The 22,756-nt window shown below is 59.6% G+C and carries 20 protein-coding genes; 10 read left to right on the top strand and 10 right to left on the bottom strand.

What is annotated here, in order from left to right:
- Positions 1-68: 68 nt before the first annotated feature.
- The 9 genes from DDIC_RS00410 to lepA all read left to right on the top strand — a co-directional run bounded on the left by DDIC_RS00410 (position 69) and on the right by lepA (position 8,458).
- Positions 69-488 (top strand): ATP synthase F0 subunit B, encoded by a 420-nt coding sequence (locus tag DDIC_RS00410; RefSeq protein ID WP_136398611.1) that lies wholly within the window; start codon positions 69-71, stop codon positions 486-488.
- 109 nt (positions 489-597) lie between these two features.
- A complete protein-coding gene (locus tag DDIC_RS00405; RefSeq protein WP_136398610.1) occupies positions 598-1,179 on the top strand; it encodes an ATP synthase F0 subunit B in 582 nt (193 codons plus the stop codon).
- Entirely contained in the window at positions 1,176-1,727 is a 552-nt protein-coding gene (atpH, locus tag DDIC_RS00400; protein ID WP_136398609.1) for an ATP synthase F1 subunit delta, read from the top strand. Before DDIC_RS00405 ends, atpH begins: the two co-directional genes overlap by 4 nt.
- Positions 1,728-1,730: 3 nt before the next feature.
- A complete protein-coding gene (atpA, locus tag DDIC_RS00395; protein ID WP_136398608.1) occupies positions 1,731-3,239 on the top strand; it encodes a F0F1 ATP synthase subunit alpha in 1,509 nt (502 codons plus the stop codon).
- Positions 3,240-3,265: 26 nt separating this feature from the next.
- Positions 3,266-4,150, top strand: coding sequence for a F0F1 ATP synthase subunit gamma (locus DDIC_RS00390; protein ID WP_136398607.1), 885 nt, complete (start codon positions 3,266-3,268; stop codon positions 4,148-4,150).
- A gap of 10 nt (positions 4,151-4,160) precedes the next feature.
- The gene (atpD, locus tag DDIC_RS00385; RefSeq protein WP_136398606.1) at positions 4,161-5,582 is read left to right on the top strand and encodes a F0F1 ATP synthase subunit beta; all 1,422 of its coding nucleotides are present in this window, start codon (positions 4,161-4,163) and stop codon (positions 5,580-5,582) included.
- Positions 5,583-5,676: 94 nt separating this feature from the next.
- Positions 5,677-6,078 (top strand): F0F1 ATP synthase subunit epsilon, encoded by a 402-nt coding sequence (locus DDIC_RS00380; protein ID WP_136398605.1) that lies wholly within the window; start codon positions 5,677-5,679, stop codon positions 6,076-6,078.
- Positions 6,079-6,165: 87 nt separating this feature from the next.
- Positions 6,166-6,540 (top strand): hypothetical protein, encoded by a 375-nt coding sequence (locus DDIC_RS00375; RefSeq protein WP_136398604.1) that lies wholly within the window; start codon positions 6,166-6,168, stop codon positions 6,538-6,540.
- A 112-nt stretch (positions 6,541-6,652) separates the two neighbouring features.
- Complete coding sequence (gene lepA / locus DDIC_RS00370; protein WP_136398603.1) at positions 6,653-8,458, top strand: translation elongation factor 4; 1,806 nt, start codon at positions 6,653-6,655, stop codon at positions 8,456-8,458.
- A gap of 254 nt (positions 8,459-8,712) precedes the next feature.
- Here lepA and DDIC_RS00365 read toward each other — a convergent pair whose 3' ends face one another.
- From DDIC_RS00365 to DDIC_RS00325, 9 genes are all read right to left on the bottom strand, one after another.
- Positions 8,713-8,985: a hypothetical protein gene (locus DDIC_RS00365; protein ID WP_136398602.1), complete on the bottom strand. Its 273-nt coding sequence runs from the start codon at positions 8,983-8,985 to the stop codon at positions 8,713-8,715.
- A gap of 35 nt (positions 8,986-9,020) precedes the next feature.
- Positions 9,021-10,835, bottom strand: a complete 1,815-nt coding sequence (locus tag DDIC_RS00360) for a KUP/HAK/KT family potassium transporter (RefSeq protein WP_136398601.1) — start codon at positions 10,833-10,835, stop codon at positions 9,021-9,023.
- A gap of 191 nt (positions 10,836-11,026) precedes the next feature.
- Positions 11,027-12,700 (bottom strand): L-lactate permease, encoded by a 1,674-nt coding sequence (locus DDIC_RS00355; protein ID WP_136398600.1) that lies wholly within the window; start codon positions 12,698-12,700, stop codon positions 11,027-11,029.
- A gap of 173 nt (positions 12,701-12,873) precedes the next feature.
- Positions 12,874-13,848, bottom strand: a complete 975-nt coding sequence (locus tag DDIC_RS00350) for a glycosyltransferase family 2 protein (protein ID WP_136398599.1) — start codon at positions 13,846-13,848, stop codon at positions 12,874-12,876.
- Positions 13,845-14,381: a GtrA family protein gene (locus DDIC_RS00345; protein WP_247647504.1), complete on the bottom strand. Its 537-nt coding sequence runs from the start codon at positions 14,379-14,381 to the stop codon at positions 13,845-13,847. The genes DDIC_RS00350 and DDIC_RS00345 overlap by 4 nt, the downstream gene beginning before the upstream one ends.
- A 24-nt stretch (positions 14,382-14,405) precedes the next feature.
- Complete coding sequence (locus tag DDIC_RS00340; RefSeq protein WP_136398598.1) at positions 14,406-15,545, bottom strand: DegT/DnrJ/EryC1/StrS family aminotransferase; 1,140 nt, start codon at positions 15,543-15,545, stop codon at positions 14,406-14,408.
- Between the two features lie 157 nt (positions 15,546-15,702).
- Positions 15,703-16,200 carry a chemotaxis protein CheW gene (locus DDIC_RS00335; protein WP_136400963.1) on the bottom strand — a complete coding sequence of 166 codons (498 nt, stop codon included), beginning with the start codon at positions 16,198-16,200 and terminating at the stop codon, positions 15,703-15,705.
- A 226-nt stretch (positions 16,201-16,426) separates the two neighbouring features.
- Positions 16,427-17,251: a glycosyltransferase family 8 protein gene (locus tag DDIC_RS00330; protein ID WP_136398597.1), complete on the bottom strand. Its 825-nt coding sequence runs from the start codon at positions 17,249-17,251 to the stop codon at positions 16,427-16,429.
- A complete protein-coding gene (locus tag DDIC_RS00325) occupies positions 17,248-20,049 on the bottom strand; it encodes a response regulator (RefSeq protein ID WP_168732428.1) in 2,802 nt (933 codons plus the stop codon). The genes DDIC_RS00330 and DDIC_RS00325 overlap by 4 nt, the downstream gene beginning before the upstream one ends.
- 163 nt (positions 20,050-20,212) lie before the next feature.
- Here DDIC_RS00325 and DDIC_RS00320 point away from each other — a divergent pair, with 163 nt between their 5' ends.
- On the top strand, positions 20,213-21,136 hold the full coding sequence (locus tag DDIC_RS00320; protein WP_136398595.1) for a DMT family transporter: 924 nt from the start codon (positions 20,213-20,215) through the stop codon (positions 21,134-21,136).
- A 16-nt stretch (positions 21,137-21,152) separates the two neighbouring features.
- Here the strand turns inward: DDIC_RS00320 and DDIC_RS00315 are convergent, their stop codons facing one another.
- Positions 21,153-22,718: a cobyric acid synthase gene (locus DDIC_RS00315; RefSeq protein ID WP_136400962.1), complete on the bottom strand. Its 1,566-nt coding sequence runs from the start codon at positions 22,716-22,718 to the stop codon at positions 21,153-21,155.
- Between the last annotated feature and the right edge of the window lie 38 nt (positions 22,719-22,756).

Genomic DNA, 22,756 nt, shown 5'->3' with positions numbered 1-22,756 from the left:
GGGCTATGTTGCAAGGGCTTTATGTATTTTCAACTCCTTCAATCCGCAATTCATATGGAGGATGCGGCATGCTGGACTTAAATGTCACCCTGCTTTTTCAGCTGGCGAATTTCTTTATCGCTATTTACGTGCTTAACATCCTCCTGATTCGCCCCATCCGCGAAATCATCAAAAAGCGCAACGGCGTCATGGATGACATGGCCGAAGAAGCCGGCTCTTTCGAGTATCAGGCTGGCGAACGGCTCACCAACTATGAGGCTGAACTGGCCCGCGCCCGTCAGGACGCAGGCAGCAACCGTGAGGACGGCCGCGCCGCTGGCGTGGTAGAACAGCAGAAGCTGGTGGGCGAAGCACAGCAGAGCGCCCGCAACATTCTGGCTGAAACCCGCGCCTCGCTGCAGGCACAGGCTGCGGAAACCCTTGACGCGCTGCGCAAGCAGGTGGGCGAATTTTCTTCCCGCCTTGCCGACCGGCTGATCAAGAGCTAGCAAGCGGCGCTGACTCAGGCCTTTGCGGGCCGTTCCGCAGCGCTGCGCGTTGCGGGCATCATTGGGAACTGTTTTGAATCGGCATATTATCGAACAGAGGGGGTGGGCTTTGAGCAGATGGAAACACGCGGGGTTTATCCTGCCGCTCGTTATTGCCTTTGCCGCGCTGGTGGCCATTCCTGCAGGAGCCATGGCTTCTGAGGGACATGCAGCGCCGCGTTGGGGCGACTTCGGCTGGCGCGTGCTCAACTTCGTGATTTTTGCCGGCATCCTCTGGCACTTCGTCGGCGATCTGGCCAAGCGTTTCTTTAAGAACCGCCGCGAAGGCATCAAGAATGCCCTGGACAATCTTGACGAACGTCGCAAGACGGCCAAGGAGCAGCTGGCTTCGGTAGAAGCCCGCATTGCTAACCTTAATGTTGAGCGCGAGGCCATTTTGGCCGAAAGCCGCCAGCAGGCCGAAGCCCTCAAGCAGGGCATTGTGGAAGAGGCTCACCGCCAGGCCGCTCAGATTGTGGAGCAGGCGCGCCTAACGGCGGAAAATGAAGGCCGCGCCATCTTCGCTGAAGTGCGCGCCTCCATTGCCGATGAAATCGTGAACGCCGCCGAGAAGGCCCTTGCCTCTAGGCTTAACGCGGCCGAGCACGACAAGCTTATCGCCAACTCCCTTAACAAGGTGGTGCTCCATTGATCGACACCGTGGTTGCACGCAGGTACGCCAACGCAATATTCGCGTTGGGCAAAAAGGAAGGGGAAGCAGCCCTGAGCTCGCACGGTGAATGCCTGGCAGCTCTTGGCAAGCTGCTTGCCACTGCGCCTGGGCTTGACCTTACCCTGAAAAGCCCTGTTATCGGCGTGGAAGAAAAAAAGGCAGTTCTCGACAAACTGCTGGGCAAGCTTAAGGCCGACACCACCATGCGCAATTTCTGCTTTCTGCTGGCAGATAAAGAAAGGCTTGCCTTTCTGAAAGGAATCGCAGCGTGGTACGGCAAACTGCTGGACGAGGCCAAGGGTATTATCCGCGGCCAATGTATAACCGCAGTACAACTTTCCGCAGACAAACAGTCTAAGCTCAAGGATACCCTCCAAAAGAAGGCGGGAACCGATATCGAGCTGACCTTTGCCGTGGACAAAGACATACTAGGGGGTATGGTGCTCAAAATGGGTGACCGGGTGCTGGACGCAAGTCTGCGCGCGCAGTTGGGAATCCTTCGGGAGACATTCAAGAGGGGTGAATAGCACATGCAGATCAAAGCGGAAGAGATTAGCAAGATCATTGAGGATCAAATCCAAAACTACGAGCAGCGCGTAGAAATGAGCGAAACCGGCACCGTGCTCTACGTCGGTGACGGTATCGCCCGTGTCTATGGGGTGCAGAACGCCATGTCCATGGAACTGCTGGAATTCCCCGGCGGCGTCATGGGTATGGTGCTCAACCTCGAAGAAGACAACGTCGGCGTGGCCCTGCTCGGTTCGGACGTGGGCATCAAGGAAGGCGACCCGGTCAAGCGTACCGGCAAGATCTTCTCCGTGCCCGTGGGCGACAGCGTTATGGGGCGCGTGCTCAACCCTCTGGGTGAGCCCATCGACGGCCTTGGACCCATCGACACCACGCAAGTGCGCCCGGTGGAAATCAAGGCCCCCGGCATCATCGCGCGTAAGAGCGTGCATGAGCCCATGCCCACTGGCCTTAAGGCCATCGACGCCATGACGCCTATCGGCCGCGGACAGCGCGAACTTATCATTGGCGACCGCCAGACTGGTAAGACCGCCGTTTGCCTTGACGCCATCCTGGCGCAGAAAGAAACGGACATTCACTGCTTCTACGTGGCCATCGGCCAAAAGAAGTCTTCCGTGGCTCTGGTGGCCGACACCTTGCGCCGTTACGGCGCACTGGAATACACCACCATCATTTCAGCCACGGCGTCCGATCCTGCGCCTTTGCAGTACATTGCGGCATACACCGGCTGCGCAATGGCCGAGTACTACCGCAACAACGGCAAGCACGCCCTCATCATTTACGACGACCTTTCCAAGCAGGCCGTGGCTTATCGCCAGATGTCGCTGCTGCTCCGTCGCCCCCCGGGACGTGAAGCTTTCCCCGGCGACGTGTTCTACCTCCACTCGCGTTTGCTTGAACGCGCCGCGAAGGTGAACGACAGCCTGGGTGCCGGTTCTTTGACGGCTCTGCCCATCATTGAAACCCAGGCAGGCGACGTTTCCGCGTACATCCCCACCAACGTGATCTCCATCACCGACGGTCAGGTGTACTTGGAACCCAACCTCTTCAACGCCGGTGTGCGTCCGGCCATTAACGTGGGCCTTTCCGTGTCCCGCGTGGGTGGCGCCGCGCAGATCAAGGCCATGAAGCAGGTCGCCGGCACCATGCGTCTCGACCTTGCTCAGTACCGTGAACTTGCGGCTTTTGCCCAGTTCGGTTCTGACCTGGACAAAACCACCAAGGCCAAGCTTGACCGTGGTGCACGTCTGGTGGAACTGCTCAAGCAGCCCCAGTACAAGCCCATGCCCTCGCATGAGCAGGTGGCTTCCATCTTTGCCGCTACCCGTGGCTTCATGGATGACGTGCCGGTGGACAGCATCCGCAAGTTTGAAGACGACATGCTCACCTTTATGCGAGATACGCGTAAGGATGTGTTTGACGCAATTAAAGATAAGAAAGTCATTGACGAGGCTGTGGAAAAAGCGCTCACCGAGGCCATTACCGCCTTCAAGCAGGGCTGGAAGGCCTAGGGGCCCCCTCCATACGGGAGATAAGCATGCCTTCACTCAAAGACGTAAAAATGAAGATCGTGGGGGTCGGTAAGACCAAGCAGATCACCAAGGCCATGAACATGGTGGCCTCGGCGAAACTGCGCGGCGCCCAGGCCCGCATCGAGCGCTTCAGGCCGTACGCGGCCAAATACCGCGACGTGCTCGCCGAACTGTCGAGCAAGGTGGAGGGCAACGCCCACCCCCTGCTGGCAGAGCATGAGGAAAAGAAGCACTGCGCCATCGTGCTGGTTACATCAGACCGTGGCCTGTGCGGCAGCTTTAACGGCAATATCATCGCCACCGCTCTGCGGCTGGCGAAGGAAAAGGCCGGGGCAGGAATGGAGATCAGCTTTGCCTGTGTAGGACGTAAGGGCCGCGACGCCATTCGTTCTGCCGGTCACACGATCTTCACCGCCTATGGCGACCGCATGGGTAGCATTGACTTCCCTCTGGCCAGCTCAGTGGCTCAGGAAGTCATACACGGCTACGAAACCTTCGCATTCGACGAAGTGTGGCTGATTTACGGCGAGTTTGTATCCATGGGCAGCCAGCCCCCGCGCACCCTTCGCCTTCTGCCGTTGCAAACGCCTGAAGCCGAAGAAGTTGCCGACACAGCTGGTACGCCCCACTGTGAATACGTGTACGAGCCGCAGGAAGAAAAGTTGTTGGCGGAGCTTTTGCCCCGCTATGTCAAAGTGCAGGTTTACCGTGGCATGTTGGACACCTCGGCCAGCGAGCACGCCGCCCGCATGGCCGCCATGGACAACGCCACCCGTAACTGCAACGAGATGATCAACATGCTGACGCGGCTCTATAACAAGACGCGGCAGGCTTCCATCACCAGCGACCTCATCGACATCGTCGGCGGCGCTGAAGCGCTGAAGGGTTAAGGAGCCAAACATGAGCAAAAACATCGGTAAAGTCGTTCAGGTTATCGGCGCCGTGGTGGACGTAGAGTTCAGCGACGGCAACCTGCCGAGTATCTTCACCGCCCTGGAGATAACCAACCCGAACAATAGCGATGCTCCCAGCCTCATCTGTGAGGTTGCGCAGCACCTGGGCGACAACGTCGTTCGTACCATCGCCATGGACGCCACCGAAGGTCTCGTCCGCGGCATGGACGCGGTCGACACCGGGAACCCCATCATGGTTCCCGTTGGCAAGGCCGCTGTTGGCCGTATCCTGAACGTCATCGGTCGCCCCGTTGACGAACTGGGTCCGGTTAACGCTGAAAAATACTATCCCATCCACCGTCCTGCTCCGGCCTTTACAGACCTGAACACCAAGGTGGAACTGCTTGAAACCGGCATCAAGGTCGTTGACCTGCTTGTTCCCTTCCCCAAGGGCGGCAAGATGGGCCTCTTCGGCGGCGCCGGCGTGGGCAAGACCGTTATTCTGATGGAGATGATCAACAACATCGCCAAGCAGCACGGCGGCTCGTCGGTTTTCGCGGGCGTGGGCGAACGCACCCGTGAAGGCAACGACTTGTACCACGAGCTCAAGGAAGCGGGCGTTCTGGAACGCGCCACACTTGTGTACGGCCAGATGAACGAACCTCCGGGAGCCCGTGCCCGCGTGGCCCTTACGGCCCTTGCCTGCGCGGAATACTTCCGTGATGAAGAACACCAGGACGTGCTGCTCTTCATCGACAACATCTTCCGTTTCACGCAGGCTGGTTCCGAAGTGTCCGCTCTGCTTGGCCGCATGCCCTCGGCCGTGGGTTACCAGCCCACCCTGGGTACTGACCTTGGCGCCTTGCAGGAACGCATCACCTCGACCAACAACGGTTCGATCACGTCGGTGCAGGCCGTTTACGTCCCTGCCGACGACTTGACCGACCCGGCCCCGGCCACCACGTTCTCGCACTTGGACGGCACGCTCGTGCTTTCCCGCCAGATCGCGGAACTGGGCATTTACCCCGCCGTGGACCCGCTCGACTCCACCTCGCGCATCCTCGACCCCAACGTTGTGGGCGAAGATCACTACCTGGTGGCCCGTCGTGTGCAGATGGTGCTGCAGAAGTACAAAGAACTGCAGGACATCATCGCCATCCTCGGTATGGACGAACTGTCTGACGAAGACAAGCTGACCGTGTCGCGCGCGCGCCGCATTCAGCGCTTCCTCTCGCAGCCCTTCCATGTGGCCGAAACCTTCACCGGCACCCCTGGCCAGTATGTGAAGCTTGAAGACACCATCAAGGGCTTCAAGGGCATCCTGGACGGCGAATACGACCACATGGCGGAAGGCGACTTCTACATGCTGGGCGGCATTGAACAGGCCGTTGCCAAGTACGAGCAGCGCAAGCTGCAGGAAGAAAAGTAAGGCGTTAACCGCAACGCTTTGAGGTTATGGGTCGCGCCGGTCAGGCGCGACCCAAACCTGGCCATCTGCGTATATCAGGAGCGAAGGAGTACCTATGGGCACGCTGCAACTTGAAGTGGTTACGCCGGACAAAACCGTGGTAAGCGGCGAAGTGGAAATGGCCGTCTGCCCTGGCATTGAGGGCGAATTCGGCGTGCTGCCCAAGCACGTTTCCCTGCTTTCCGCCCTGAAGATCGGTGGCCTGCGCTACCGCGCCGGCGGCAAGGATGAGCATGTTTTCATCTCTGGCGGTTTCGCCGATGTGAACAACGATGTGCTCACCGTGCTTGCCGAATCGGCAGAGCTGGCGGACAGCATTGACACCGCCCGTGCCATGGCTGCCAAGGAACGCGCCGAAAAGCGCATTACCAGTCATGACGAAAAGGTGGACATCACCCGCGCTGAAGCCGCTCTGCAACGCGCTCTTGTGCGTTTGCAGCTGGCCCAGCTTCGCTGAGCTACCAATTTTCAGATTTGTGGAGCCGCAGCCGCGTGGAATGCTTCCGCGCTGTTGCGGCTTTGCTTATTTCTTGCGGAGGTTCCAATGAACGGGAATGTAGACAGAAAATGGGCCGTCAGTTTTCTCATGACCCATTCCCTGGAGCTAGCAATCACGCCTAAAAATACAGTTTTTGCTAATGTAAACAGGGGTAAATCTGTTTGGTGGATGACGCCTGACAATAAAAAATTTTTGCAAGACCTCTTTATTGTTCTTAGCGATAGTAATAATAAACTACTTGTATTTTTTATTCCAGCAAATAGCATATCCACACCGGCATCTGTTTTTCACCAACGTAAAGACAACAGATCATCAATAGAAGTTTCTACCAAAGATCCAAGCTATACTGAAATACGCAAAAAGAAAATTACGTTCGATCTGTTTTTTCTCTGCTCCTTGCCCATTACCACCGACAGGTAGCTGCACGGGTTCCACCCAACAGCAAATAGACTTCCGCGCGAATCTTGGATATTGATTCAGGTTCAACGCGGAAAACAGCCGCCAACCCCATCCGGTTTTCCAGGACATGACCATGCCCAAGCAGGAAAATATCCGCAATTTTTGCATTATCGCCCACATCGACCATGGCAAATCCACCCTGGCCGACCGCATTCTTGAGCTGACCCAGGTTGTCAGCAAGCGGGAGGCGCGTCAGCAGTACCTAGACAAAATGGATCTGGAACGGGAGCGCGGCATCACCATCAAGGCCCAGACAGTGCGCATTCCCTACACCGCACAAAACGGGCAGGTGTACGAGCTTAACCTCATCGATACGCCCGGCCATGTGGACTTCAACTATGAAGTCTCGCGCTCTCTGGCAGCCTGCGAAGGCGCGCTGCTGGTGGTAGACGCCACGCAGGGCGTCGAGGCGCAGACACTGGCCAACGTGTATCTCGCTCTTGACCATGACCACGAAATCGTCCCCGTGCTCAACAAGATCGACCTGCCCAGCGCCGAAGTGGACCGCGTCAAGGCCGAGATTGAAGAAAGCATCGGTCTCGACTGCGCAGGAGCCTTGCCCGTCTCCGCCAAAACCGGCATGGGCGTGGACGCGGTGCTAGAAGCCATTGTGCACCGCCTGCCAGCGCCCCACGGCGACGAAAAAGCTCCGCTCAAGGCGCTTATTTTCGACTCCTGGTACGACAGCTATCAGGGCGTGGTGATTCTTTTCCGTGTTATGGACGGGGCCATCAAGCTTAACGAGATCGTGCGTCTCATGAGCACGGGCAAGGAATATGAAGTGCTGCGGCTGGGCGTTTTTTCGCCCGAGGCCACAGACGTCGACGCGCTGCATACGGGCGAGGTGGGCTTTATGTGCGGCTCCATCAAGGATCTGGGCGACGCCCGCGTGGGCGACACCATCACCCTTGCAGACAACCCGGCCTCATCGCCCGTGCCCGGCTTTACCGAAGTGAAGCCCATGGTTTTTTGCGGTCTGTACCCCACGGAATCCGACGAGTACGAGAACCTCAAAACCGCTCTGGAAAAGCTGCAGCTCAACGACGCGGCCTTTTCATTTGAGCCGGAAACCTCGCAGGCCCTGGGTTTTGGCTTTCGCTGCGGCTTTTTGGGCCTGCTGCATATGGAGATCATTCAGGAGCGGCTGGAACGCGAATTTGAGGTCAGCCTCATCGCCACCGCGCCTTCGGTGGTCTACAAGGTGGACACCAACGACGGCAAAAGCATGGACATCGACAACCCCAGCCACCTGCCAGACCCCACCAAGGTACGGGAGCTGTACGAGCCATACGTAACCATGGACATCCACGTGCCCAACGACTACGTGGGCAATGTCATGAAACTGTGCGAAGAAAAGCGCGGCACGCAAAAAAACCTGCACTATCTGGCAACCAACCGCGTTGTCGTGACCTATGAGCTGCCGTTTGCGGAAATTGTTTACGACTTTTTTGACCGGCTCAAGTCGGCCACGCGCGGCTACGCCTCCATGGACTACCACCCGCTGGACTACCGCGCCTCCGATCTCGTGCGGCTCGACATCATGCTCAACGGCGAAACCGTTGACGCCCTGGCGGTCATTGTGCACCGCGACCGCGCCTACACCTACGGGCGCGGGCTGGCGCTCAAGCTCAAGCGCAGCATCCCGCGCCAGCTGTTCCAGGTGGCCATTCAGGCGGCCATCGGGCAAAAGATCATCGCCCGCGAGACCGTCTCGGCCTTCCGCAAGGACGTCACGGCCAAGTGCTACGGCGGCGACATCACCCGTAAGCGCAAACTGCTGGAAAAGCAGAAGGAAGGCAAAAAACGCATGAAGCGCATGGGCAACGTCGAGTTGCCGCAGGAAGCGTTTTTGGCGGCGCTCAAAGTCGGGGACGAATAATCAGCGAATGCAAAAAAAGGGTGACTGAAAAGTCACCCTTTTTTTATATGCGCAGCAGTACCTGCCCGTTTCAAGACATTGGCAAATTTGGAGCAGAAACGGCCTTCCCGGCGTCATCTCCCGCAACGACTACTACGAAGCCGTAAAATTTAAAAAAGGCCTTGTAGCGCCGCCAGAGACGCCCGGTTGACCGCTAGCCGATAGCGTCATGCCTCGTCGGGCAATTTGCCAGCCGCCGTGCACGGCGCGGCCGTTTACGGCAGCCGGAGTCTGCGCATCTGTTCATCGCTTATCTCAAACCGCCGCATGCACATATTGTAATAGGATCGCCAGGGAAAATAACTGGTGTCGCCGCGCCACTCGTTGTTCATCTGCGTGGCTTCGGCCCTGCACTGCCTGTTGGCAGCCAGCGCCTGCTGGTCGTCAAACGAGAGAGGCTGCCGTTGCTGCTGGGCACAGCCCCCAAGCCAGAGTCCAGCCGTCAGGCACAGCAGCAACAGGCGGACAAAGCGCGCGTAATTGTACATCCCGGGGCCTCCTTTTGCCCAGCACGGCGGCGGCCTTACATGTCAATTCTGCTGATGACCCCGTGTACGGCGTGCACCGGCATTTTGTAAAACTGCACAAACGACGGGGCCAGCTTTTTGATCAGGGCGTAAATACGCCACAGCGGGGAGCTGGTGAGGATGTCCTCCACGCCGTAAAAGATGACTCGCGGCTTTATGCCCGCCTCGGACATGATGTGGTCGATGTCCACAACTTCCATATAGCCAGCGGAAACTTCAAAAACGCGGATACCTTCCGCCGGGTCTTCGGCAAAGCGCCAGATCACGCCCGTGGGTTCATAGGTACGCGCCATGCACAGCATGATGTTTTGCTCATAAATGATGCCGTTGCTGAACATGGTTTTGACAATGTAGGGCGAAACCTTGTCCAGATTGCGCAAAAAAAAGATAGCAGTGCCCCGTATGGTGTGTCCCTGGGCTTTTTCTTCGGCAAATTTCTTTAAAAACTGCTCTTTGCCCATGGGGCGCATGCGCTGGTAGGCGGCCTTCTGCCCCTGCGTGTACACAAGGATAACCGAAAGCGGGATAAGCGAAATAAGTATGGACCAGTAGCCGCCGTGCGGGAACTTATAGAAGTTCGCCAGCAGATAGACAAAATCAAGAGCGCAGACAAAGGCCGCAATCACGGCTTTAAAGTTTCTGCCCTGCAGGTGGAATATCCACACCATAAAAATACCGGTGATGGTCATAGTGCCCGTAACCGCCAGACCATAGGCGGCAGCCAGCTTGTGCGATTCGCCAAAGCCGCAGATCACAAGCACCACCGCGATAAACAGGCCCCAGTTCACCGAATTGATGTAGATCTGCGAATGCAGCTCCTTGGAGGTGTAATCGACCTTAAACAGCGGCATGATATGGGTGGCCATGCTCTGATACATGATAGAAAACAGCCCGCTGATGAGCGCCTGAGAGGCAATGACTGTCGCCATCAGGCTGAGCGCAAGAAAGGGGACGTAGAGATAGTGCGCCTGGCTGTTGATCATTTCAAACAGCACGTTTTCCGCGCCGGGGTTGCGAATCAGAAACGAAGTCTGCCCCATGTAGCTGGCAATCAGGGCCAAAAGCACAATGCCCCAGGCGGCAATGATGGGCTTGCGCCCCATGTGGCCCATATCCGCATACAGAGCCTCGCCGCCGGTTGCGCACAGTATGACCTCTGAAAGCACAAAAAAGCTCACCAGACCGTTGTGGATCATAAAATCAATGGCGTACCAGGGGTTCAGGGCCTTGATCACCTGCGGAGTCTGCACAATGGAGACCCCGCCAGAAAAAGCCAGCACCACGAACCACAGGGCCATGACAGGTCCAAAAACAACGGAGACAGCACCGCTGCCCCTACGCTGCACGGCAAACAGCACTACAGTAATTGCCAGAGCCAGCCCCACAATAACGCCCTTGGACGTATCTTCCAGTCCGGGCACAAGGGTCAGGCCTTCCACGGCGGAGAGAATGGAAATGGCGGGTGTGATGACCCCGTCGCCGATGAGCAGCGAAACGCCCACAAAGGCCAGCACCGAAGCAACGCCGAGCTTTTTGGACGATTTGAGCAGCGGCCGCAAAATGGAAAGCAGCACAATGGTTCCACCCTCGCCGCCCTTGCTCAGGCTCATGGCGAGCCACGCGTAGCCCACCGTCACAAGCAGCAGCAAGGTCCAGATTATCAGCGACAAAATGCCGATAAAATGGGCCTCCGTGCGTTCTGTGAGTAAAAATATGACGGCCAGCGTGTAGATGGGGCTTGTGCCGATATCGCCAAACACAAGGCCCAGCGATTTGATGATAGTAGAAAAAGAGACCTGCTGCGAATCCATTTACTCCTCCAAGCATTGCAGCGCACCATAAAGCACGCAAGCCCGGCTGGCAAGACTGGCCAAAATGCTTGCCCGGCAAGGCCTTGCGAGAGACCGGTTTTGACGCGGGGCCCTATCCCTGCATACGCCGCAAAAACGCAAAAACGCCGCCCCTTGCGGGGCGGCGTCGCATTACGGAAGGTAAACCACGTTTACGGCAGCATCCACTTAAGCGGGTACGCCTGAAGCAAGGTGATAATGCAGACAACCAAGGTCATGGCCAGAGAATGGAAGACCGTGAAGCGGAAGAGGTTGCCTTCCTGGCCTACCATACCGGTAGCCGAAGTCGCCACAGAGATGGACTGGGGCGAAATCATCTTGCCCGTAACGCCGCCGGAAGAGTTGGAGGCGACGGTCAGGTAGGGGTCCACGCCCACCTGGTTGGCCGTTGTGGCCTGCAGGTTGGCGAACAGGGCGTTGGACGAAGTGTCCGAACCGGTCAGGAACACGCCCAACCAGCCCAGCAGAGGAGCAAAGAAGGGGTACAGGGCGCCGGTCATGGTAAAGGCCAGACCCAACGTACCGCTCATGCCGGAGGCGTTCATGATTTCGGCCAGGCCCAGAATCATGGCGATGGTCGCGATGGGGTAACGCAGCTGGAATATGGTGCGCACAAAGCACGCAAAACCGCGGCCGATGTTATACCCGGGCATCACAAAGGCGGAAATAACGCCAGCAATGAAGATGGCCGTGCCGCCCGAGGTGATGAAGTTGAAGCTATACGTAGCCGCATATACCGAGGCCGCCTTGACGAGCGGGGGCATTTTTTCGATGGCGCCATGCAAACCGGGCCACGGAATGTTCAGCGCCCAGCCTTCAAAAGGCTTCATCGCGGCCTTGAAGTCAGGCAGGCCCCAAACGGTAACAAGAGCGGCAAGAATGATGTAAGGCATCCAGGCGCGAATAACTTGACCACCGGGATAGTTGGACTTAACTGGACCTTCCGACACTTTTTCGTCGGGGAAGTGGAAGATGTTCTTGGGCTTCCAGACGCGCAGCAGAAGGATAAGACCAATAATGGTCACCATGGCGGACAAAATGTCCGGCAGGTAAGGTCCAAGGTGGTTAGAAGTCCAGAACTGGGTACCGGCAAAGCACACGCCAGCAACCACCAGGGCGGGCAGCACCTCAAGGGAACGCTTGAAACCGCACATGGTGACGGAAACCCAGCAAGGCACGATTATGGACAGGAAAGGAAGCTGGCGGCCCACGATCTGGCTGATGTGGTGCACGGCTTCACCGTTGGCGTTGGGCAGACCGGAGGCCGCGCCGGCCACAAGGATCGGCACGCCGATAGCGCCAAAGGCAACGGGCGCGGTGTTGGCGATAAGACAGATACCAGCAGCGTAAAGCGGATTAAAGCCAAGACCCACCAGCATGGCGGCGGTGATGGCCACAGGGGTGCCGAAACCGGCGGTGCCTTCAATGAAGGAACCGAAGGCGAAGGCGATGAAAATCGCCTGCAGGCGGCGGTCATCCGTCATGCTGGCCAGTGAATTTTTGATGATCTCAAATTCACCGGATTCCACCGTCATATTGTAAATCCAAACGGCGGTGATGATAATCCAGACGATGGGGAACAGACCGAAGGCAGCGCCTTTGACTGTAGCGTTGACAGCCAGACCCACAGGCATGTGCCAGGCAACAATAGCCAGCAAAACAGCTGCGAGCGTGCCGCAGAAAGCGGCTTTGTGCCCGGCAGCCCGCTTTACTGCCAGCATGTAAAAGAGAATGTACAGGGGGATGGCTGCCACTAGGGCAGACAAGAGGTAACCAGAAGAGCCCAGCATTTTTTCCAATGGATCATACACTTGTGTCCAAACCATATAACAGACCCTCAACTGTTATGTGTTACTAGGGGGCATATGGCAGTGCGGAGTCCCTTCCGTGCGACCCTGTAATACTACCTTGTCCCCCTCTAAGACCATTGAGAGCGAATATAATCTTTTAGCCAAAAAAACAACACGTTTTTCCTATATTGACGACACAAAACTTAGCGCTATTGTCGCAAATTGGCGGGTAGAGCGAAATAGAGGCGGGCGGCCATGTCAAAAAAAACTCCAGGCAGGTAACTGGCCCACCAAAAAATCTTGAACTTGAGCCCGCTGTACCGCCAGGGCTTTATAGCCTCGCGGGCGGCGCTGTTGTGTCCCTCGCGCCACAGCGCCACTGCTTTCTGAAAACCCGCCCTGCGGGTCATCATTGCTACAAGCTCCGAATATTCCTGATCATATCCGGGATAAAGCATCCGGTGCTTTTCAAGTATGCGCAGGGTTTCATCGGCAAATTGCCCAAATTTTCTGAACGTGGTGTTGTTGCCGTGCACCCGCCACATGGTCAGGGGCTCATCCACAAAGTCCAGCTCCCAGTCGTGGGCAATGCGATAAAAAACGTCGGCCTCTTCGCAGACGTTGAGGCTCTGGTCAAACCAGCCCCCGTTGCTGCCCTGCCCGGAGGGAATTTTATCCGCCGAAAGGCTCGTCAGCGCCTCGCGGCTGACCATGGCCGACGACATGGATATCCACTGCCGCTGCATCAGCGCGGCAAAGGCCATGCCTCTTGCGGGCGAGGTTTCGGCAAACAGCCGTTTGAGCACCCGCCTGCCGTCAAATATCTCCGTATCGGTGCATACCAGCCCCACGCGGGGGTTGGCTTCAAACAGGGCGACCTGGCGCTCCAGCTTGGTGGGTTTCCACACGTCGTCGCAGTCGAGAAAGGCCAGATAGCGCCCGCGCGCCTGGGCCAGCGCCAGGTTGCGCCCCTCGCCCAGCGGCACGATGGTCTCGCCGCGAAAATAGCGCACCCTGTCGCCGTAACTCCGGGCAATGGCGGGGCTCCCGTCAGTGGAGCAATTGTCCCAAAAAATGACTTCAAAATCCGCAAAGGTCTGGGCCATGAGGCTGTCCATGGCTTCGCGCAGATCGCGGGAACTGTTCAGGCAGTTCATGATAACCGAAACAGCTGGGGCATTCATGCGTTATCCTTGTTGCGGGCAGGGCCGGAGTCGGCCGAAGGTTGCGGAGGCGTCTGCCTTGCTCCGACCGGGGCAAACGACGCCTGCTTTTTGAATACCCAGACTTTGCACAGCATATAGACCATAACCGGCACAAGCAATACGGCTATGGGCATGGCCCAGGCATAGGGGACGCCCATTTGCATGAGCAGCCAGATAATGGCTGAATTCAGACCCAGGCCCACGGCCTGGGTAGCCGCATAGCGCGGCAGCATGGAGCGGTGGGTGGCAATGCCCGCGCCCGCATCCGCCGCGCGGAACGTCCACAGGCATTGCCCAAGATAGGATACGATAAAACTGAGCGCAAAGGCCAGGGCATTGCCCGCCAGCGTAGGTAGCTGCAGCACGTTGACAAACAGCAACCCCAGCAAAAAGTAGCTCGCCGAAGCCGCGCCGCCCACAATGCCAAAGCGCACCCAGCGCCGGGCCAAAAGCCCGCGCGCCAGCGCCGCAAGCCGGGAGCAGCCAGGCAGTCTTTGCCAGCCGCTAGCCACGGCGGGCCACCCTTGCGGATGCGGTTACTTCAGTGCCGCAACAAGCGCTTCGCACACGCTCTCCACATCTTCGACGCTGAGGCCGGGGTGCAGGGGCAGGGTTACCAGCTCGGCATAGAGCTGCTCTGTTACGGGCAGCGACTGGGCTCCCCCGCCAAAGCAGCTCAACAGGTGGTTGGGCTTGTAGTGCACGCCGGTGGGGATGTCCCGCGCGGCCAAAAATTCCTTGACCGCGTCCTTGCGGCCGTCAAGCACACGCACGGGCATGATGTGGCGCACAACAAAATCCTGCGGGTCAGTGGCCAGCAACGCCAGACCGTCCACCCCGGCGAGCCGTTCTTCATAAATGGCTGTAAGCGCCCGCCTGGCCGGTATGAATTCCGCCTCAAGGCGTCCAAGCTGTACGCGGCCAATGGCGGCCATGATGTTGCTCATATGGTAGCGCCAGCCCTGCCGCTTGACGTCCGGATCCCACGAGCGCCCGCCCGTAAAGCGCTTTTGCGCATCGTTGGCCACAGAGAGCAGGCGGGCGTCCGAAGCCAGCTGCCCGGCCTCTTCGTCAAAGGCCACCAGACAGCCGCCTTCGCCGCAGGTGATATTTTTTATGCCGTCAAAGCTGAAGCAGACCATGTCGCCAAAGCTGCCGATCATGCGCCCGTGGCTTTTGCAGCCAAAGGCATGGGCGGCGTCTTCCACAACGCGCAGGCCCCTGTCGCGGGCAAAACTGTACACGGCATCGAGATGCCAGGGGTTGCTGGCATAGTGCACTGGCATGATGGCAATGGTGCGGGGGGTCACGCGGCGCTCGGCATCGGCAAGATCAATGGTGCCGGTTTCTGCCAGCACATCGCAGGCCACAGGCACGCAGCCTGCGGCGGCGATGGCCTGAAAAGACGCCACAAAGGTAAGCGATGGAACGAGGACTTCGGGTTTGCCGTCTACGCGGCACTGCGCGGCAACGGCGTCCACAGCCAGATGCAGGGCCGCTGTGCCCGTATTGACCGTGATAACCTGACTGGGCTTGACGCCAATGTAGCGCGCCACTTCTTCTTCAAAAAGGCGCACCTCGTTGCCCATGCCGAGGTAGCCATCTTCAGTGATGACGCGGCTGACTGCGCGGGCTTCTGCTTCACCCACAATGGAACGGGAAAGACGCATGGACATAAGGCCTCCTGCTGCGGCGGCATGACCGTAGCGGCTGGGCCGCTCCGGCTGGCTTTGGCTTCAGGCTGCGCGTCGTTCACTCAAAAAAGCGCAGGCAGCCGGGCTTCAACAGACCCGCCGTCCGTGCAGATTCAGGTGTGCGCGCCTGGCCGCCATGCTAACCCGCATCGGCGTTCATGTCGCTCAATAACGTGTCGAGGTCAAGCAGAATGAGCAGTCGGTCTTCGAGCTTGCCCACCCCGCGTATGTACTCCGAGCCGATGCCGCACACTACCGGGGGCGCGGGTTCGACGGTTGAGACGGGGATGCGCAGCACTTCGGACACGCCGTCAACCAGAAAACCCACGATCTTCTGGTTGAATTCCATCACCACAATGCGCGTGTTGGCGTCATGCTCCACCGCAGGCAGGCTGAACCGGGTGCGCATGTTGATGACGGGAATAACCTTGCCGCGCAGGTTGATGACGCCTTCGATAAACGCTGCGGCATGGGGCACCATGGTAATCTGCATGAGCCGGATGATTTCCTGAACAGAAAGGATATCAACCCCGAATTCTTCTTCGCCAATGCGAAAGGTGACGAGCTGGAGCAGGTCGCCGTCGTGTTCCTGGTCAGAGTCCTGCGCCTCCAGCCTCGGCGCTTGCGCCGCGTCCATTGTATCCGTCATGGGATGGCCTCCATGGTATAAGCGGGCGTTTTCGGCCCTTGAACCGCCGCAACCGCTGCGGCCAGGCCTGTTACGCGCCGTTGCCGACTGCGTTAATTGGGTTTTTTAAGGCCCGGTTTTCATTCTTATCGGTCAATGCGCAAAATACTTCAGAGGTCAGAACAAATCCAGACCGTCCACCCGGCTGGCCGCGCATCCTGACGCAACACCGGTTTCAGGCCCAGCTCTGCACAAGCGCACGCTCCTGCGAGGTCAGGTATTCCATCCAGCGCTCACGCATGTAGGGGTAATGGTTGATGCGCAGGTCGGCCAGCTCGGGCCTGTTGTGCTCCCATGGTTTTGGCCCGTGAAAATGCACTATCCGTGCCGCATCCCTGCATTCCTCCCGGTACGGCGGGCAGTTCCAGCAGTCGTCCAGCCGGGTGATGCGCTTGCCGAAAAAATAATTGATCAGCGACTGGTCAAGGTTGCCGATGCGAGATTCGTTCTCTTTGCAAAAGGCCATGAAGTGCCCGATAAAATCGCGCTTGCGCAGCCTGTCCAGATTAAACAGGGCCACGCCGCTCGAATATGTCCAGATGGGGAACGGCAGGGGCACCGTGTAGCTGGCGCCCCTGTATTCGTACGACAGCTGCTGGTACTGGTGAAAAAAGGGCGCCGTGTATTCCCTGGCCATGCCCACATACGTCGGCTGCTGCGCAAAAAGTTCATCAAGCGGACGGTAAAACAGCACGTCCGTATCGCAGTAAAGCACGCGGTCGTCCTGCGCAAGCTCGGGCACAAGCGCCAGCTCGAGCTTGAGAAAACACCCGGCGCAGGCCTGCCCCAACGGGGTAAAGCCGCTGGGGTCAAGACGCGGAGCATACCGCGCCACGGGGATGTTCTCGGCCTCAAGCTCGGCCAGCAGGGCCGCGTCGCTGCCCGCATACACGCACAGGCAGGGGGCTTCGCTGCCCTGCACCGCGCGCAGGGAGCGCACAGCCACCTTGAGCAGCGTCAGGTACTGGATCTTGTCGTCGAGGCAAAATACGGTTTTCACGCTCGATCACCCAGCAGGCGGATTTGCAGGGCGGCCGCCTGCCCCTGCAACGCCCCGTTGTCAAAGTCCTTTACCGAAGCAAGGATGGCGGCCAGATCTTCCGCATACGGCGTGCCGTCCACAAAGGGCACAAAGCTTTCCAGCGTGCTTTCCGCATTGCCCCAGTCAACTTCCATCAGTTCCGGCAGCTCCGCCATCAGGGCCGTCAGGGCCTCGCGGTGCTCGCCGTCCAGGTGCAGCGTGCCGGTGGTGGTCATGGCGTTTGCGCCCTCAAGGCAACGTACGCGCATGAGCACTTCATCCATGCTCTTTTCAAATTCATCCATCAGGCTTTCGCCGGGCGGGTTCAGCGGCAGGGAGCTTTCCATGCGCCGCGTGAGGCGGCAGACGCGCTCCACGCCCAGATTGGCGGCAACGCCCTTGACCGTATGCGCCAGCCGCGCCGCTCCCCGCAAGTCGCCGCAGGCCAGCATCCCGCGCAGCTCTCTGGCGCTTTCGCCATAGTGGTCGACAAAACGCAGCAAAAGCTCGCGGTACAGGTCGCGGTTGCCGCCCACGGTGGCAAGCCCCGCCTCCACGTTGACGGCCAGCCCCTCCGGCTCAGCCACGGCGGCATCCGCTGAACGCATAACGTCCAGCCCCTGCCCTGCGCTCTCCTCCACCGTTGCCACGCATGGGACGCCGCCCTGGGTCAGCGGGTTGAATTCAAGCCCGCCCGGCAGCCATTTTTCAAGCGCCGCGTACAGGGCTGCCGGATCCACCGGCTTGGTGAGGTAGTCGTTCATCCCCACATTTTTTCCGTCCATGCGCGAGGCTGCGTCGGCATGCGCCGTCATGGCCAAAATCGGCAGAATCTCCGGCGTATAGCCCAGTTCGCGTATGCGCGTAGTGGCTTCGAGGCCGTCCATCACCGGCATCTGCACGTCCATGAGCACCAGGTCAACGCCTCCACGGCGCACTTCTTCCACCGCCGCCAGGCCATTGGAGGCCACACGCACTGCCAGCCGGGCCTGAGCAAGCAGCTCGCTGGCGATCTGGGCGTTGATGTCGTTGTCTTCCACTACCAGCACGGTCTGCTGCTGCACATCGGCGGGGGTAAAAATGCTCTCTACGGCGGCGAGCGCCTCCTCCTGGGCGGAGAGGGATTCCGGCGCTTCGCCATGTTGCACCCGGCCAAACGAAAGCTCAAAGAAAAAGCGGCTGCCCTTGCCCAGCGAGCTTGCCACAGACAGCTCGCCGCCCAGCAGGTTGACCAGCTGACGGGCCAGCGCCAGCCCGAGGCCGAGGCCGCTGGTCGAGCGGGTCATCGATTCGTCGCCCAGAGCAAAGGGCTCAAAAAGTTTTTCCTTAAGGGTCGAATCCATGCCGGGACCGGTGTCCGCCACCACAAAAAGCAGGCGGCAGGCATCGTCCTGCCCGCCGTCGCGCGCGTATTGCACGCTGCACTCCACAGAACCCGTGCGGGTGTACTTGACCGCGTTGTCCAAAAGGATGCGCAGCGCTTCTTCAAGATGGCGCTCGTCGCCCTCTATAACTTTGGGCACGTCAGAATCAAGGGTAAAATGGAGTTCCAGATGCTTATCAAGGGCGCTGCCCGCAACACTTTGCCGCAGCAGCTCCAGCAGCCGGGGCAGCAGAAAAGCGCGGCTTTCACGCCGCAGCAAGCCCTCGTTGACGCTGGAAAAATCGAGGATGCGGTTGACCATGTCCAGCAGCACGCTGCCGGACGTGTTGATCTGCGACATGTAATCGCGCTGCACGCCGCTGAGGCCCGTCTGCAGGCTGAGATAGCTCATGCCGATAATGGCGTTGAGGGGCGTGCGTATTTCGTGGCTCATACGCCGCAAAAAGTCTTCCTGCACATGCGAGGCCTTTTGGGCAAGCTCCAGCGAGGTCAGGGCCTGCGCCCGGGCAAGCACGGCCTGCTGCTTGCTTTTACGCGCCCAGCGTTCGGCCTCCTTGAGCTCGCGTATACGCGTAAACAGGGTTCCCTTCATGCGCTGCAGCGAGCCAAACATGCCCGAAAGCTCGTCCCTGTATCTGAGCTTGACCGGCTGGGGATCCTCGCCCGCAGCCACGCCCTCGGCGTACAGGCTGACCTCGTCCAGCGGCTGCGCAACCCTTTTTTGAAAAATATAGATGTTGGCAAGCGCGCTGGCGGCCAGGGCCAGCAAGGCGATACCCATGGCCCAGACCATCTGCACGAGCGGCTCTTCCTGCATGCTTACCTGGTCGAGAAAACTGCGGTACTGCACCTCGCGCAGGGTCTGGGCGCTGAACAGCATCTGCTGCACCTCGCTGTCCAGGTTTACCCTGTCGGCCCAGTTTTGCGCGCCGCGCAAATCAAGGCTGTCCCTGTCCCAGTGCGGGGGGCCGCTGCTGCCCACGGCCATGCTGACGGCGGTATCCAGCAGATTGTCCAGGTGTTTGCGCCGGGCAAGCAGCGACTGCACCTGCACCTGCAGGCTCGTGGACAGGTTGAGATTGCGCGCCGTGTCCTCAAAAGACACGCCGTGCATGGCGGAATCCTGCTGCGCCCCCGCTCTGGCCTGGCTCAGTATCTGCCAGTTGGCGTACCTTTCAGGACTGCCGGTAAACATGAAGGCATTGGCTTCTTCATAGCTCTGGCGGGTGTTGGTTTCCACATCCACCAGCAGGGAATCGAGCCTGTAATAGTTTTCGAGCGTCCGCCTGCTTTCGTGCAGCCCGCGCCCAAAGGATACAAGGCAAAGCCCCAGCAGCAAAAGAAGCAGCAACTGCGCGAGATTGGAAGTTTTGATGATGGTTTTGATGCTCATGCTTCGTGCTCCCGCAGGCAATGTTGCCTCCGCCAAACCGCAAACCGTCAGGCAATGCCCCGCGCAATCAACTGGTACAGCTGAACCTTGAAGTATTGGGCTTCTTACCATAGGCTGCAGCAAAAATCATCCGCGACCAGTCTGGAGAAACCGAAAAACCGCCATGCCCCCCACCGCTCCCAATCTGCTGCCCCATCTGGCACTGCTGACCGCCATGGCTTTTTGGGGGTCCACCTTTGTCGTGCTGCGCATTGCCCTGACCACCCTGAGCCCCCTGCAAACCATGGCAGGGCGCATGCTCGTGGCCTGCATTGTTTTTTTGCCCCTATGGCCGAGGCTGTGGCGCGAACTGAAAACGCACGGGCATCTGGGCACGCTCACGCTCATGGCCCTGTGCGAACCCTGTCTTTTTTTTCTTTTTGAAACCAACGCCCTGCGGCTTACCACCGCCTCGCAGGCAGGCATGATCACTTCCATGCTGCCGCTGCTGGTGGCCGTAACCGCCTTTGCCACGCTGCGCGAACACGCCGGCCTGCGCATGTGGCTGGGTTTTTTGCTGGCGGTATGCGGCGTCACCTGGCTGACCCTGACCGCCGTGCCGGACGAAAAAGCGGCCAACCCCCTGCTGGGCAACATCCTTGAAGGCGTCGCCATGTGTTGCGCCGCCGGGTACACCGTGCTGGCCCGCCACCTTTCGGCCCAGTACAGCGCACTGTGCATCACGGCCGTGCAGGCCTTTGTGGGCATGGTCTTTTTTTGCCTGCTGGCCGCGACCATTCCTGAATCCGCCGCGCTTGTCAGCCTTGGCAGAACCTTTCCCGCCTGGGCGCCCTGGGCCTGTCTGCTCTATCTTGGCGGCATCGTTACCTTTGCCGGATACGGCCTGTACAATTTTGGCGTCAAGCGCCTTAACGCCGGGCGGGCCGCCGCCTACACCAACCTTATCCCTGTTTTTGCCCTGCTGTTCGGCATTGCCCTGCTGGACGAAAAACTGCTCCCCGCCCAATACGGCGGGGCTGCCCTCATAGTGCTCGGCGTACTGCTGAGCCAGTGGCGGGGCAAGGCTGCGGCAAACCCCGCGAGCTAGCTGGCGGGCCCAGGCTTCAGTCCAGCCCCATCAGCCTGAGTATGGCGGGCATGTCCAGCGCCGACTCCACAGCGTCCGCCAGCCTGTCCAGCTCCGGGCCAAGGCTGTACACGGTCTTCGGTCCGGACGGCAGACCGGCCTCGTGCCGCAGGCCCTGTAAAAACGCGTGGCGAAAGGCATCCGCGTCAAAAAGCCCGTGCAGATAACTGCCCCACACCCGGGCGCGGCCCCGCGCATCGCACAAGCCCCAGCCCAGAGGCTGCCCCTCGCTGTCCGCCATTACCACCTGCACTGGGGCGCACGCCCATTGCGCCAGGCCGTCGGGACGCTGGCGGGCCACAGTGGTCACAGGCGAGGTCTGCCCATGGTGAATTTCGTAACCCCAGACCTGTTGCCGCCCCTGCCCGGTCAGGCATGCCTGCGCCCACCCGTTTGAGCGGCACAGCCGCTTGGCCGCCTGCAGGCTTGTGCCGAGCGGCAGCAGACCAAGCCCCGCCTCGCGGCCGCCTTCTTCAAGCCCCAGGGGATCGACGATTTCCGCCCCCAGCATCTGCAGGCCCCCGCAAACGCCCACCAGCGCGCCGCGCCCGTGCCGCAGGCACTGGTCGGCAAAATCAAGCACGCAGGCCGCCAGACCTGTGCGCCGCAAAAAGCGCAGATCGTCTACGGTATTGCGGCTTCCCGGCAGGATAACCGCATGCGGCGCGCCCCACTGGTCGGCGTTGCGCGCAATGCGCAGCCGCACCCCTGGTTCGTCGCGCAGAGCGTCAAGGTCGGTGGCGTTGCTCAGATGCGGCAGGTCGGGCACGACAATATCCAGCACGTCTGCCGTACCGTCTGCCGCGCCCGAGTGCAGGCCCGGCGTCAGCCCTTCCTTGAGGCTGACCGAATCTTCTTCGGGCAGGCGCAGGTCTTCCAGCATGGGCACCACCCCCCAAAAGGGTTTGCCTGTGCGCTTTTGCAGCATGGTCAGGGCCGGATCCAGCAGGCTTGCGTCGCCCCGGAATTTGTTGAGAATAAATCCTCCCACCCGCGCCCTTTCAGCGCGGGTGAGCAGGGCCATGGTTCCCGCCAGCGCGGCAAAGGCGCCGCCGCGATCGATGTCGGCCACCAGCGCCACGTGCGCCCTGGCATAACGGGCCATGCGCATGTTGACGATGTCGTGCGCCTTGAGGTTGATCTCCGCCGGGCTGCCTGCCCCCTCAAGCACCATGACGTCCATGCCCGCCGACAGGCTGCGATACGCCTGGCGCACATGCTGCCAGGCCGTGGGTTTATAGCGCAGGTACTCGCCCACGCGCATCTGCCCCACGGGCTGCCCCAGCACGATGACCTGCGAGCCGGTGTTGGATGTGGGCTTGAGCAAAACCGGGTTCATGCGCACGTCGGGGGCAAGACCGCAGGCCGCCGCCTGCAGCACCTGGGCGCGTCCCATTTCCTTGCCGTCGCTGGTGACAAAGGAGTTGAGGGCCATGTTTTGCGCCTTGAAGGGCGCCACGCGCAGGCCGCGCCGGGCCAGCAGACGGCACAGGGCGGCCGCGAGCAGGCTTTTGCCTGCATTGGAGCAGGTTCCCTGAACCATCAGGGCTGGTGGCAGGGCCGAGGGCGCGCCGCCCCCCC

The organism is Desulfovibrio desulfuricans (assembly GCF_004801255.1).
GTDB classification, from domain to species: domain Bacteria; phylum Desulfobacterota; class Desulfovibrionia; order Desulfovibrionales; family Desulfovibrionaceae; genus Desulfovibrio; species Desulfovibrio desulfuricans_C.
The sequence above is the reverse complement of the archived record's forward strand: the minus strand, read 5'-3'. Positions and strand labels throughout refer to the sequence as shown.